Below are 13,838 nucleotides of genomic sequence, written 5' to 3'. Positions count from 1 at the left end.
TGACCAGTAAACTGTACACACACCGGGTTTCCGGGACCCAACTACGCGCTGGGCGATACGGTCATATAGGTTTCCAGTCTAGCGCGTTCGTCTTGCTGTTTGTGGCAGGTGCAGGCTTATGCTGGTGAAGGCGGGGAGCCATAGGGCCCCGAGGAATGAGGTATTGCAGATGGTTGATGATCTCTTCCAGGCGGCGGATCCCCCCGAGGAGCACACTCTGCCTCTGGCGGTCAGGATGCGGCCCAGGAGCCTGGACGAGGTGGTCGGCCAGGACAAGGTCACGGCTCCTGGAACCCCCTTGGAGCGGCTGGCCCGGTCGGATCCGAACAACCGCCTGACGGCTCCCAGTTCGGTCATTCTTTTCGGACCTCCCGGGGTGGGCAAGACCACCCTGGCCTACATTGTCGCCCGACAGTCAGGGCGGCATTTCGAGGAGCTTTCGGCCGTCACCTCGGGGGTCAAGGAGGTCCGGCAGGTCCTCGCCCAGGCCCGGGAGCGGCTGGTCAGCCAGGGCCAGGAGACGGTCCTCTTCATCGATGAGGTCCACCGCTTTTCCAAGTCCCAGCAGGATGCCCTGCTGCCCAGCGTGGAGAACCGGGATGTGACTTTCATCGCAGCCACCACGGAGAATCCCAGCTTTTCGGTCATTGCGCCCCTGCTTTCGCGCTCGGTGGTGGTCAAGTTGGAGGCCTTGGACGACCAGGACCTGGCCAAGCTGGTCCGCCGGGCTGTCAAGGACCAGCGGGGGCTCAAGGACCAGGTGCGGCTGGATGCAGAGGCTCTGGACCAGATCGTGCGTTTTTCCGGGGGCGACGCCCGCCGGGCCCTGACCATTCTGGAGGCTGCGGCCGGGGCCGTCACCGAGGGCGGGCCTCGTGCCAAGGGGGCGCGTCGGTCCCTGATCAATGCCAAGGTGGTCTCCTCGGTCATGGACGTAGCTGCAGTCCGCTATGACAAGAAGGGCGACGACCACTATGACGTGGCCTCGGCCTTCATCAAGTCCATGCGGGGTTCCGACGTGGATGCGGCCCTGCACTACCTGGCTCGGATGATCCGGGCAGGCGAGGACCCGCGTTTCATCGCCCGACGGATCATGATCGCCTCCGCCGAGGAGGTGGGCATGGCCTCTCCGGAGGTGCTGGAGATCACGGTCGCGGCTGCCCAGGCCGTGGCCATGGTGGGCATGCCGGAGGCCCGGCTGATCCTGGCCGAGGCAGTCATCGCCGTGGCCACTGCGCCCAAGTCCAACGCCTCCTACCTGGCCATCAACCAGGCCCTGGAGGATGTGGACGCCGGGCATATCGGCCAGGTTCCCCTGCACCTGCGCAATGCCCCCACCAAGCTGATGAAGGCCTGGGGCAACCATGAGGGCTACCAGTATGCCCACGATGCGCCGGATGCGGTGGCGCCCCAGCAGTACATGCCCGACGAACTGGTCGGGCGACGCTACTACCACCCCAATGATCGTGGCTATGAGCGTCAGCTGGGTCCACGACTGGAGGCCATCAGGGCCATCCTAGACAGGGCAGCTGGGCCGGGGGGAAACGCCGGGTCTGGGCAATGACCGTCCAGACTCCTATACTGGGCACCCAATAGACGTTGAGCAGCCACACAATGACCGAAACGCCGCAGGGTCCAGGCCTTTCATATTGACGGTCGCCACGCTCCCAGAAGGAGCCTGTCGTCGTCGGCAGGTCTGGCATGGACGCATGGGGCATGCCTGCCTCATGCACGGGCGCGAGGGTGACGATGTCGACAGCGGTCATTGACAATGCAGACATATCCGAACAATCAAAGGGCCTCGGCGTGGCCGAGGACGACCTGGCGGTCCGCGAGATTACCCGGCGAGTAGACAATGCTCGTGAATCGGCTACTTTTTACAAGATCGTGGCCTTGGTGGCCGCGGGAATGCTCATGGACAGCATCGATGTCTATGTGGGCAGCGCAGTAGCCAGTTCGGCATTGAGCACCGGGTGGTCCACGGTCGCCCAGAACTCCCTCTTCCTGTCGGCTGGTTTCCTGGGGCTCCTGGTGGGCTCGCTGCTGGCCGGATTCATCGGAGATCTGCGTGGGCGCAAGACCGCCTATCAGATCAACCTGCTGCTCTTCGGAGGCTTTACCCTGCTGGGCGCTCTGGCCCCGAACATGGCCGTCCTCTCGGTCTGCCGCCTGGGGGCCGGCCTGGGGCTGGGCGCCGAAATCGTCACCGGATTCTCCATGGTCAACGAATTCGCTCCCATCAAGCATCGCGGCCGCTGGAGCGCCATCGTCTCGCTGGTGGCCAACACCGGAGTGCCCCTGGCCATGCTCCTGTGCGCCTGGATCATTCCGCGCTGGTCCTGGCGGCCGCTCTTCGTGGGCATTGGTCTGGCAGCGGCGTTGATCTGGTATCTGCGGCGTGACATCCCCGAGTCCCCTCGCTGGCTGGCCCTGCATGGGCGGATGGACGAGGCCATCCAGGTGGTTGAGCTTCTGGAGGCCGACAATGGCCGGGGAGGGTCAAGCTCCGATTCTGCCAGCGGTTCCGCACTTGCCGGCAAGGATGAGGGCCTTGAGGCACCCGCCAAGGCATCGGGTAGCGTGGTTCGCGGACTGATTGTGGCCACCGTGGCGGTATCGGCCACCAACGTCTGCTCCTACGCCTTCACCTCCTGGGTGCCCACCATCCTGCTCAAGCGGGGCATAAATCTGAGCGGATCCCTGTGGATCAGCACCCTGATGATGCTGGGCGCTCCGCTGGGCTGCCTGATCGGATCCCTGCTCCTGGACCGGATCGGCCGCAAGCGGATCATCGTCACGGCCTTCCTGCTGACGGCGGTCTTCGGCCTGCTCTACGCTGCGCAGACCAGCCAGGTCACGGCCATTCTGGTGGGCATCCTGCTCATGGCCAGCCTCTACGTGCTCATGTCTTCGGTGGTGGCCGTCTATGCGCCCGAGCTCTTCCCGACCACGGTCCGCTTCCGCTGCGTGGGCATCGCCAATGCCGTTGCCAAGCTCTGCAATGTGCTCATGCCCGTGCTGATCGGTGCCATGCTCAGCGTATGGGGGAGCACCTCGATCTTCATCACCATCAGCCTGGTGGCCTTGGTCTCCATGCTGGTCGTGGGCCTGATGGGTTGGGAGACCTCGGGCCGTTCGGTGGGCTGATTCTGCGGTAAGCGGGTCAGAGCTGATTGGCCAGCAGACGGTTGTAGACGCAGCGCAGCTCGGACTGGAAGGTCTCGGGGTCGATATCGGGGTTCTGCTTGAACAGGTCCGTCCACCAGTTGTTGACCGACCTGATCCGTTTGCGCGCTATGTCTGCGCCCGACCTGGTCAGGGCGATGATATTGACGCGGTGATCGGCGGGGTTCTGTTCACGGCTGACCAGGCCCTGGGCCTTCAGAGCCTTGAGATCCCTGGCCAGCAGACTGGGGTCTACGCACAGATCCCGGGCGATCTGCCGCTGGCTGAGGCCTGGATGATCATAGAGATATACGATCAGATCACCTTGAGTGCCCCGTAAGGTGGAGTCGCCTGTGTACCGGCTGGTGTCATTGCGTGCATGCCGGTAGATTCCGGCTATGCAGCTGCTCAGGTTGTGGTAGTGGCTCTTCTTCAACATCGCTGCTGCCCCCTAGCTGGTAAGGAAAATCAAAGAGCTCGGCGGACATGATTGACCGCATAGACCCCTTCGGCGCCGTTCCCCTTCCAGGCCTATTTTCGACAAGTCCCAAACCTCGGCCTTATGTGAACAACGCATTTTCATCATATCAATACCGTCGACACCATGGGGATGATCCACGATCAGGACATGGATCAGGCAGGCCATGATTGCCTAGACGACGATTCCGATCGAGGCCTGTCACGGTCGATCGTCTAGGGATTGTCGGTCTCCTTCGTGCTTGTGGGCTGAAAAAGGACTGCCTATTCGTGAGGCTGTGCGGGTCAGCATTTGGGGGAGTATGACCCATGGAAGTCGGGGACTATCACCGTCATTGCTCCACGGTATGCTAAGATGTTCGCTTTTTAGCGCTGAGATCTGGAAAGGACTGGCATGCGGGTACTGGACTTCGATGGCACCATCTACGATGGCGAGAGTCTGCTTGACTTCTACCTGTTCACCGCCCGCAAGGATCCGCGGGTGCTTGGCTACCTGCCGATTGCCCTCTTCTATGCCGTCCGCTACCGTCTGGGCCGGGTCACACTCGAGCAACTGGACTCGGCCATGCGTCGGGTGGGCTCGCGCTACCTGCGTCGCCTGACCTCGCGTCCCGGCTTTGACATGGACCGGTTGGTCAACCAATTCTGGGATGCCAACATGCACAAGATCATGGATTGGTACACCCCCCAGGCTGACGATGTGGTGGTGACCGCCTCCTTCGATCTGGTGGCGGGGGAGGCCTGCCGCCGACTGGGCATCACCCGCTGCATCGGCTCAACCCTGGATTTGGAATCCCTGACCGTGGGCTACCTCAACTTCGGGCCTGACAAGCCCCTGCACTTTCAGCGGATCCTGGGCAAGAAGACGGCCATTGACGCCTTTTACACCGATTCGGCCTTCGATCTGCCCATGATCGATCTGGCGCGGCGTGCCTATATGGTGGAGCATGGCCGGGTCCGTCGCATCAAATAGGTCAGCTCTGCCAATTCCCGCCAAGATCCGTCGGCGGGTTCAGCCCCGACCAACCCTGCTATCGTTCTGCTTAGAAGCAAGTGAGCATAATGGCATGCTGAGAACGAGGGAGGGCTTCTTGTGAAAGAGCCGGCCACGATACTGATTGTCGACGATGACAGGGATCTGGGCGAGATGTTGTCAATAGTGCTGCAGACAAAGTCCTACAGGCCGGTGACCTGCACGGATGGATCCAGGGCAGTGGAGATATTCCCTACGGTGGAACCTGATCTGGTGCTTCTGGACATCATGCTGCCCGGCATGGATGGGATTGGCATCGCCCGCTGGATCAGGTCCAGATCCAATGTCCCCATCATCATGCTGACGGCCAAATCCGATACCAAGAACATCGTCGAGGGTCTGGAGGCTGGAGCCGATGACTATGTGGTCAAGCCCTTCAGCACCGATGAACTCCTGGCCAGGATTCATGCACGTCTGCGTCCGGTCTCGGTCCGGGCTGATCAGGAGGGGCAGGAGTCACCGGCCGCCATCCATGGCCTGATAGAGATCAACCGCCAGGAGCACACTGCGGTCAAGCGGGGCAGGCAGCTTTTTTTGACACCCACGGAGTTCGAGCTGCTCTACGTGCTGGCCTCGCATCCCGGGGAGGTGCTCAGCCGGGGAGAGCTGCTGCGGAAGGTCTGGGATTACCAGGATATGGGCGATACCCGTCTGGTCAACGTCCACGTGCAGCGTCTCAGGCAGAAGATCGAAGACGATCCCGAAAATCCCAGAATCATCGAGACGGTTCGGGGCATCGGTTACAAGTATGCGGCTGAGCAGCCAGGATCATGAGCAGTCGCACGAGGCACAGGGTCGTGTCTTCCGCAGTCGGGATGTTCCTGCGCAGGCTCTACAGAGCAGTCAGGAGCTCTTTGCAGGTACGTATGGTCCTTCTGGCGACGGTTTCGGCGCTGCTGATCGGCATCGTCTTCATGACAGCATCCCTGTATTCAGTCAGGACCTCCCTCTTGAACCAGGTTCTGCGACAGGCACAGGCCGACTTTGCAGCAGAGCTGAACAGGGCTCAGGGGGGACTCGACTCTGCAGACATCTCCGACGACGAGGGGAGCTATCAAAAGCTGGTGGTCAATATGGCGGCCAATGTTCAGAGTGAGGGGGCTCCTAATATGGTTGGGGTCTTCATCTGGCCGGATGACTCCACGGCCCGCAGGTTCGTCCCCGTATCGACGGCCCCGGGAGACAGCGACCTGATCACTCCGGAAATCAGGAATGCCGTCGTCTCGAATGGCAGCCACTCATACTCGCAGATGATCAATACGGCCGACAAGGGCCAGTACCCGGTCCCGGGCATCGTCATGGGTTCCATGCTGAGGCCGGCCACCACCGGAGGAATAGAGTTCTACGCCATCTACTCGTTCGCAGACCAGCAGCGCTCCGTGCTCTCCGTGCAGATGGCCCTTCTTGCGGTCAGCGTGGTGACTAGCGTGGTGATGGGGATCATCGTGTTCCTGGCCCTGCACTCAGTCATCCGTCCGGTGACCAAGGTGGCAGGTGCCGCCAAGGGATTGGCCCAAGGGGAGTCGGATGTCCGGGTCACCGAGGACCGGACCGATGAGCTGGGCACCCTGCAGCGTTCCTTCAACGTGATGGCTGATTCCATCAATGAGAAGATCGGTCAGCTGGAGGAGGCCGAAGCCTATCAACGCAGGTTCGTATCAGACGTCAGCCATGAGCTGCGAACCCCGGTCACCACCATCCGCATGGCCACGGACCTGCTTTTCCAGAGTCGGGACGACCTGGATCCAAACAAGCGCAGGACCGTGGAATTGCTGGACAAGCAGGTGTCGCGCTTCGCCAGCATGCTTGAGGATCTTCTCGAAATATCCAGGTACGAGGCTGGCCAGACATCGCTGAATCCGGACCTGTGCGATGCCTGCGATCTGGTCCGCAACGTGGTCCAGCAGGTCGCCCAGATAGCCAGGACGAAGGGGGTTCCCGTGAAGGCGCTCCTTCCCGACCACAAGGTGATGATCACCGTCGATGCCAGCCGTTGCACTTCGATTCTGCGCAACCTGGTCAACAATGCCATCGATTTCGCCGAGGACGGGCCGGTGCAGCTGCGGCTGGCCGTCTCGGAGCACGCCGTGGTATTCAGTGTGCGCGACTGGGGAACCGGCATTGCGCCCGAAGACCTGACTCATATCTTTGAACGGTTCTGGCGGGCCGATCCGTCGCGATCTCGGTTGACGGGCGGTACAGGTCTGGGGCTGTCGATCGCCTTGGACAATACCAACCTCATGCATGGCCTGCTCCAGGTGCGCTCGCAGGTTGGGCAGGGGACCTGGTTCCTGCTGACCCTGCCCAGGGATGTCTGTGAGCAACTGGATCAGGGGAGTGCGCCGGTCCGATTCCAGCCAGGCCAGGGTCTGGATGTGGAAGGCTCCTTTGAAGAGGCTGCATCATGAGTGTTTTCAGACCGTCCCGCCGGCCAAGATTTGTTCGTCCTGTGCGGATGCTGGGCCTGTGTGTCGCCATGGTGACTGCACTGGTTACCGGAGGTTGCTCCATTCCATTCGGGCTCCCCACTTCCGGGTCGGTCCGTCAGCTCAGTCCCATCGAGAATCAGCCCCATCGCGTCTTCTCGTCTCCGGAGGGTCCAGTGGACGGAGCCGGACCAGAGAGCATTGTCAAGGGCTTCCTGGCGGCTCTCCCGACCGGCATTCAAAGCGATGGCTTTGCTGTCGCCAAGTCCTACATGACCAAGCCGGCCTTTGCAAAGTGGGATTTCAATGCACCTGTGTCGATCTATAAGGGTTCCCCTGTCTATGACCGCGTGGATGACCAGGGCAGCGGGCAGAGGACTGCCCTTGACCTGACGACCGAGTGCATTGGCTCCTTGGATGCCCATGGCATATTCTCCGTCACCGAGCAGGATTGCGGCTCAGGGTACAAAACCGAACGGTTCGAGCTCGCTCAAGTTCGCGGCCAATGGCGGATCAGCAAGGCCCCGGCGGGGATCGTGATCTCTTCGGATGATTTCATGCAGGTCTACCGTCAGGTCGTCATCTATCAGTTCCCCTTGGCCAAGGGTGTGCCTGTTCCTGACAACCGGTGGTTCGGCTGGCGAAACTGGCGGACCCTGGCCCTGAAGGAACTGCTGAAGGGCCCTCCGGCTTGGCTGCGGGATTCCGTGACGAACTTCAACACCGCCAAGGTCTCCCTGGCAGTCGATGCGGTCCAGCAGGTCAAGGGGCAGATGGAAATCAAAGTCAGCAGCTCCTTCGCCACCCTGAGCAGCGAAAACCAGGCCATGCTGGTCCATCAAATGCGGATGCTCCTGGGCGACGGCAATGGCGAGTTTGATCTGCGCGTGGTCGATGCGTCCGGGACTGACTACTCCCATGCGGATGACGACCTGACCATGGCTTCTGGGCTGACTTCCAACCGCATCTACAGTCTGGGCAGCAGCGGGGTGGTAGGTTTCAACTCCTCCAACCTGATCAGGGTCGGACAGCCTCCGGTCTTTCATGAGCCCAAGGGGCTGGTCTTTTCCTCCAACGGGGGTGCGCTGCTGTCCGATCAGGGTCAGGTGACCTGTCTGAAGCCTGATGCTTCATCCTGCGGGAAGCTGTTTGCCGACACGCCCATTGCCGCGATAACGGGCAGTCTGACCGATGAGATCTGGGCGGTCAGGCAGAGTGATTCCGCCATCCTGGTCGAAACGGGCAAGCCGGGCGTCCTGGAATTCGCCCTGCCCTGGCTGCATGGGCGGCGTGTGGTTGCCCTGGCTCTGGCGCCTGAGGGGCAGCGTCTGTGCCTGGTGCTCGATGACGGTTCGCAGGGTATGAACACCCTGGTCATGCTGGGCATTGTCCGAGGCGAGAACCAGCGGCCGAAGGGCTTGAGCGATCAGATCCAGGTCATCGCCCGACATCGGGACATCAGGGCCTTGACCTTCTACAATGACAACACCCTGGTCTACAAGGATGGCGACATGGATGCGGGCGGGCATTCCCAGATCGCCCCTGGTCCGGAGACGGTCCAGCATTTGCCGGCCGGAACCACAGGCTTGGCTGCAGGGCAGGTCAATCAGATGCAGAGCCTGATCGCCCTGGACCGTTCGGGCATCGTTCACTGCCTTTCCGGAGCCCTGGAGGGTATGTGGTACATCATTGATTCCCAGGTGGATACGGTTACCAGCGGCAGGTGACAATCACCAGGATGGGTGGGACCGGCTGCGGCTCGGCTGCGGCTTGGCTGTCGGTGTGGTTGAACTGTTATCGATTTGTTATCACTGCGCCTTGAGCTCGGCAAGAGGAAAAACGATACTGAAAATCGTGGATGTCATCATCGATGATCATAATGCTGTGGCTTCGATGGTGACTACTCAAGGAGGAGAACAATGAATACAGTACTGAAGAAGGCACTGACCATCGCCACGGCCTCGGCTGCGGTCTTGGCCATGGGAGCTTGCGGGTCTTCCGGATCCAGCTCCAGCAAGGGCGGCGACAAGCAGAAGACCATCGGGTTTGTTGCTGTGGGTCCTGAGGGCGGCTTCCGTACGGCCAACGAGAACGATCTGAAGAAGGCCTTCAAGAACGCCGGATTCAACATGATCTATTCGCCGACCCAGAACAACGATCAGCAGAAGCAGATCCAGGCCTTCAACAAGTTCGTCAACGACGAGGTGGATGCCATCGTCCTGTCCTCCACCGAGGACAGCGGATGGGATGAGTCGCTGAAGAAGGCCAAGGAGGCCGAGATCCCGGTCTTCCTGGTCGACCGCAACGTGCAGACCAAGGACGAAAGCCTGGTCGCCTCCCACATCGGGCCTTCCAACGAGTGGGCAGGGCAGCAGGCGGCAGAGTTCGTCAACAAGAACTTCCCTGATGGAGCCAATGGCCTGATTCTGGAGGGCCCTGCCGGCCTGTCGGTGGTCAAGGACCGCCAGAAGGGCTGGGATTCCAAGATCGGTGGCAACATCAAGGTTCTGGAGAGCCAGTCGGCCAACTGGTCCACTGACGAGGCCAAGACCGTCACCGCCGGACTGCTGGACAAGTACAAGAGCCAGAATGTCCAGTTCATCTTCTCGCAGAACGACGAGATGGGCCTGGGCGCTGCACAGGCTGTCGATGCCGCAGGTCTTAAGGGCAAGGTCAAGATCATCACCATCGATGGCACCAAGCCTGCTCTGAAGGCCCTGATCGACGGCGATCTGTCGCTGGTGATCGAGTACAACCCGCTCTTCGGCGAAACGACCGCCAAGACCGTCAAGGATTACCTGGACGGCAAGAAGGTCAAGAAGAACATCGTCATTGATTCGAAGGTCTTCACCGCCGACGAGGCCAAGAAGGTCATCGATTCCAGAGCGTACTGATCTATCGCTGATCGCATAGGACGCACAGGACGGCGCACCCGGGAAGGTTGCGGTACGCCGTTTTTCATGGGCGGGAAAGGGTCTTTGGGCCGCGGTACCGCCCCCGATCAGCATTCAGTTTGATGAGGCAAGACAATGACAAAAGAAGCACCCTTGGTCTCCATGAAGGGAATCAGCATTGAATTCCCTGGTGTCAAGGCGCTCGACAATGTCGATCTGCGTCTGTTCCCCGGTGAGGTCCATGCTCTCATGGGGGAGAACGGCGCAGGCAAATCGACCATGATCAAGGCGCTCACCGGGGTATACAAAATCAACGCGGGAACCATCACCGTCAACGGCCAAAACAGGATTTTCAACGGCACAGCCGATGCGCAGAACGCCGGCATCGCCACGGTCTACCAGGAAGTCAACCTGTGCACCAATCTGAGCGTGGGCGAAAACGTCATGCTCGGGCACGAGGTGAGGGGGCACCTGGGCATCAACTGGCGCAAGACCCATGAGGCGGCCAAAGGCTTTCTGGCCCAGATGGGCCTGACGGATCTGGATCCTCACACACCGCTCAATGAGATATCCATAGCCATGCAGCAACTGGTGGCCATCGCCAGGGCCATGGTCATCGATGCCAAGGTCCTGATCTTGGATGAGCCGACATCTTCGCTGGATGCCAATGAGGTTCAGGATCTTTTCCGGATCATGCGCAAGGTCAGGGACCGGGGCATCGCCATACTGTTCGTTTCCCACTTCCTGGACCAGGTCTACGAGATCGCCGACAGAATGACCATTCTGCGCAATGGCAAATTCGTCGAGGAGACCATGGTCAAGGACATGCCGCGCGATGTCCTTATTACCAAGATGATCGGCAAGAACGCCGATGAGCTCTCGCTGATCGGCACCAAGTCGAGGAAAGAGACACCCCAAGCCGCAACAGACCGGCCTCTGGCCAGCGTCCGCGGCTTCGGCAGAAAGGGCAGCATCTACCCCTTCGACATGGATCTTTTCAAGGGCAAGATCATGGGACTGGCCGGCCTGCTGGGTTCCGGCAGAACCGAAATCGGCCGCCTGCTCTTCGGCGCAGACAAGCCCGACAAGGGTACCTACACCTTTGATGGGAAGAAGATCTCCATCGACAGCCCGGCCAACGCCCTGAAGAACAAGATTGCCTACTCTACGGAGAACAGAAGGGATGAGGGCATCATCGGCGACCTTACGGTCAGGGAGAACATCATCCTGGCCCTCCAGGCCACCCGGGGCATGTTCAGGCCAATCCCCAGGAAGGAGGCTGACCGGATAGTCGACAAGTACATCAAGGAGCTCAATGTCCGCCCGGCCGATCCCGACAGGCTGATCAAGAACCTTTCAGGAGGAAACCAGCAGAAGGTCCTGCTGGCCAGGTGGCTGGCCACGGATCCTGAGCTGCTGATCCTGGACGAACCGACCAGGGGAATCGACATCGGCGCCAAGGCGGAGATCCAGCAGACGGTGCTGGATCTGGCCGCTCAGGGCATGAGCGTGGTCTTCATCTCCTCCGAGCTTGATGAGGTCGTCCGCCTCTCCGATCAGATAACCGTCCTCAAGGACCGTCACAAGATCGACCTGATGGACAACGATGACACGGTTTCCCAGCAGACCATCGTGGAAGACATAGCCAACACCTCGGTCTCCGGACAATCTCAAGGAAAGGAGGAAAGATGAGCAAGCCCGCCAAGCAGCAATCGGAGGATGAAGGTCCATCCTTCCTGCGCCGCATATTCGGCAATCAGCTGATTTGGAGCGTGGTCGCCTTCCTCGCGCTGATTGTGGTCTGCACCCTAGTGGATCATTCCTTCCTCAGCCTGTCATACAATCCGCGCACAGGCGGTCTGGCAGGACCCCTGATCACCATGATCCAGGAGTCTGCGCGATACCTGATGATCGCTACCGGCATGACCCTGGTCATCTCGACCTCGGGCATCGACCTTTCGGTCGGCTCGCTCATGGCCGTGGCCGGAGCTGCAGCCATGCAGATGCTGATCAACGGGGTGAACGTCTGGATGGCCATTCTGATCTCCCTGGCCGTAGGTCTGGTGCTGGGCTGCATCAACGGCGCCTTGGTCTCCATTCTGGGACTCCAGCCCTTCATCACCACGCTGATCATGATGCTGGCAGGCAGGGGACTGGCCAAGGTCATCACCAATGGGCAGAATGCCGACGCTTCAGGCGTGGCCGGCAGCGGACCATTGCGCTGGATGGCCAATGGCTTCATTCTGGGAATCCCGGCCAATTTCGTCATAGCCGTGATCATCGTCTGCCTTGTCGGTCTTCTGATGAGGAAGACGGCAGCCGGCATGATGATCGAGTCGGTGGGCATCAACCAGGAAGCCAGCCGAATGACCGGCATCAAGCCCCGTCGGATCCTCTTCCTGGTCTACGCCATCTCGGGTCTGCTGGCCGCTGTGGCAGGGCTGTTCGCGACTGCTTCAGTGATGAGGGTCGACGTGGTCAAGACCGGTCAGGACCTGGAGATGTACGCCATTCTGGCTGTAGTCATTGGAGGCACCTCCCTGCTGGGCGGCAAGTTCTCGCTGCTGGGAAGCGCTTTCGGCGCCGTGATCATTGCGATGATCCGCAAGACCATCATCACCCTGGGCATTGATTCAGCCGCCACGCCAGCCTTCTTCGCCGTGGTGGTCATCATCATCTGCGTCATGCAGGCGCCCAAGGTGCACAACGCGGTCGCTGAGTTCAAACGCAGGCGTGCCATGAGGCAGTCTGCAGAGGTGGTGGCATGATGAAGAAGAGTGCAAGCAGACAAGCAGGTTTCCGGCTGAGCCCCAGGGCCATTCCGACAGTCGCTGCCGTGGTCATCTTCCTGCTCATGCTGATCATGGGCCAGGTGCTCTTCGGCACTTATATCCGGCTGGGATTTATGTCCTCGCTGTTCATGGACCACGCCTACCTGGTGATCCTGGCAGTAGCCATGACCTTCCCCATTCTCACCGGCGGCATCGATCTGAGCGTGGGGGCCATAGTCGCCATCACAGGCGTCGTCGGTGTCAAGCTCATGATCGCCGGCGTGCCGGCGGGGTTGGTCATCGTCATCATGATCGCCATTGGCGCAGTCTTTGGGCTGCTGGCCGGCGTGCTCATCGAAGAGTTCAACATGCAGCCCTTCATCGCCACGCTGTCCACTATGTTCCTGGCCAGGGGCATAGCCTCCATCATCTCAACTGATTCGCTCAATATGCCGCAGAACAACAACTTCAGCTGGATCGGCGGCGAGGGACTGAAAATCATCGACAACCCGAAGATTTCCAATGACCTTTCGCTGAACTTCGGCGTGGTAGTCGCTCTGGTCGTTGTGGCAGTCAGCTATGTCATCCTCCACAAGACCAGGACGGGCCGTACCATCTACGCCATCGGCGGTTCCCGGTCCTCGGCCGAGCTGATGGGCCTTCCGGTCAAGCGGACGCAGTATGTCATCTACCTGACTTCGGCTGTCCTGGCCTCCATCGCTTCCATCGTCTATGTGGCTGGCATCGGTTCAGCCAAGAACACCATGGGCGTGGGCTGGGAGCTGGACGCTGTAGCTGCGGTCGTCATCGGCGGCACCCTGATCACTGGCGGTTACGGCTACGTGCTGGGTTCTGTCATAGGTGCGCTGGTCCGTTCGATCATCGATCCTCTGACCTCGGACTTCGGCGTTCCTGCCGAGGCTGTCACCATCGTGGTTGGTCTGATGATTCTGGTCTTCGTCATCCTCCAGCGTCTGGTGACCTTCGTGAGAAAGGAATGAAGCAGGGTTTTCCTGGATGATCTGAATGGGGGCTGATGCCGTGGCGATTGCGGCATCAGCCCCCATTCGCA

11 protein-coding genes are annotated in these 13,838 nt (G+C 60.4%); 10 read left to right on the top strand and 1 reads right to left on the bottom strand.

The window, feature by feature from the left end; genetic code table 11:
• Positions 1 to 169 precede the first annotated feature (169 nt).
• Complete coding sequence (locus LPC22_RS05125) at positions 170 to 1,564, top strand: replication-associated recombination protein A (protein ID WP_229132917.1); 1,395 nt, start codon at positions 170 to 172, stop codon at positions 1,562 to 1,564.
• 185 nt (positions 1,565 to 1,749) lie between these two features.
• Positions 1,750 to 3,147, top strand: coding sequence for an MFS transporter (locus tag LPC22_RS05120; protein ID WP_229132909.1), 1,398 nt, complete (start codon positions 1,750 to 1,752; stop codon positions 3,145 to 3,147).
• 16 nt (positions 3,148 to 3,163) lie between these two features.
• On the opposite strand, the gene LPC22_RS05115 is transcribed toward LPC22_RS05120, so the two are convergent.
• On the bottom strand, positions 3,164 to 3,604 hold the full coding sequence (locus tag LPC22_RS05115; protein ID WP_229132907.1) for a MarR family winged helix-turn-helix transcriptional regulator: 441 nt from the start codon (positions 3,602 to 3,604) through the stop codon (positions 3,164 to 3,166).
• Positions 3,605 to 4,036: 432 nt separating this feature from the next.
• On the opposite strand from LPC22_RS05115, the gene LPC22_RS05110 reads away from it, so the two are divergent.
• From LPC22_RS05110 to LPC22_RS05075, 8 genes are all read left to right on the top strand, one after another.
• Complete coding sequence (locus LPC22_RS05110) at positions 4,037 to 4,615, top strand: haloacid dehalogenase-like hydrolase (protein ID WP_229132906.1); 579 nt, start codon at positions 4,037 to 4,039, stop codon at positions 4,613 to 4,615.
• A 120-nt stretch (positions 4,616 to 4,735) separates the two neighbouring features.
• A complete protein-coding gene (gene mtrA / locus LPC22_RS05105; protein ID WP_284143465.1) occupies positions 4,736 to 5,449 on the top strand; it encodes an MtrAB system response regulator MtrA in 714 nt (237 codons plus the stop codon).
• 80 nt (positions 5,450 to 5,529) lie between these two features.
• A complete protein-coding gene (mtrB, locus tag LPC22_RS05100; RefSeq protein ID WP_229132904.1) occupies positions 5,530 to 7,083 on the top strand; it encodes an MtrAB system histidine kinase MtrB in 1,554 nt (517 codons plus the stop codon).
• A 68-nt stretch (positions 7,084 to 7,151) separates the two neighbouring features.
• Positions 7,152 to 8,828 (top strand): LpqB family beta-propeller domain-containing protein, encoded by a 1,677-nt coding sequence (locus LPC22_RS05095; RefSeq protein ID WP_229132903.1) that lies wholly within the window; start codon positions 7,152 to 7,154, stop codon positions 8,826 to 8,828.
• A gap of 192 nt (positions 8,829 to 9,020) precedes the next feature.
• Entirely contained in the window at positions 9,021 to 9,995 is a 975-nt protein-coding gene (gene fruE / locus LPC22_RS05090; protein ID WP_045924190.1) for a fructose ABC transporter substrate-binding protein FruE, read from the top strand.
• 135 nt (positions 9,996 to 10,130) lie between these two features.
• Positions 10,131 to 11,687: a fructose ABC transporter ATP-binding protein FruK gene (gene fruK / locus LPC22_RS05085; RefSeq protein ID WP_144086018.1), complete on the top strand. Its 1,557-nt coding sequence runs from the start codon at positions 10,131 to 10,133 to the stop codon at positions 11,685 to 11,687.
• A complete protein-coding gene (gene fruF / locus LPC22_RS05080) occupies positions 11,684 to 12,763 on the top strand; it encodes a fructose ABC transporter permease FruF (RefSeq protein WP_045924192.1) in 1,080 nt (359 codons plus the stop codon). The genes fruK and fruF overlap by 4 nt, the downstream gene beginning before the upstream one ends.
• Complete coding sequence (locus LPC22_RS05075) at positions 12,760 to 13,767, top strand: ABC transporter permease (RefSeq protein WP_229132901.1); 1,008 nt, start codon at positions 12,760 to 12,762, stop codon at positions 13,765 to 13,767. Before fruF ends, LPC22_RS05075 begins: the two co-directional genes overlap by 4 nt.
• Positions 13,768 to 13,838: the final 71 nt, after the last annotated feature.

Source organism: Bifidobacterium mizhiense, assembly GCF_020884755.1.
GTDB classification, from domain to species: Bacteria; Actinomycetota; Actinomycetes; order Actinomycetales; family Bifidobacteriaceae; genus Bombiscardovia; species Bombiscardovia mizhiensis.
The sequence above is the reverse complement of the archived record's forward strand: the minus strand, read 5'-3'. Positions and strand labels throughout refer to the sequence as shown.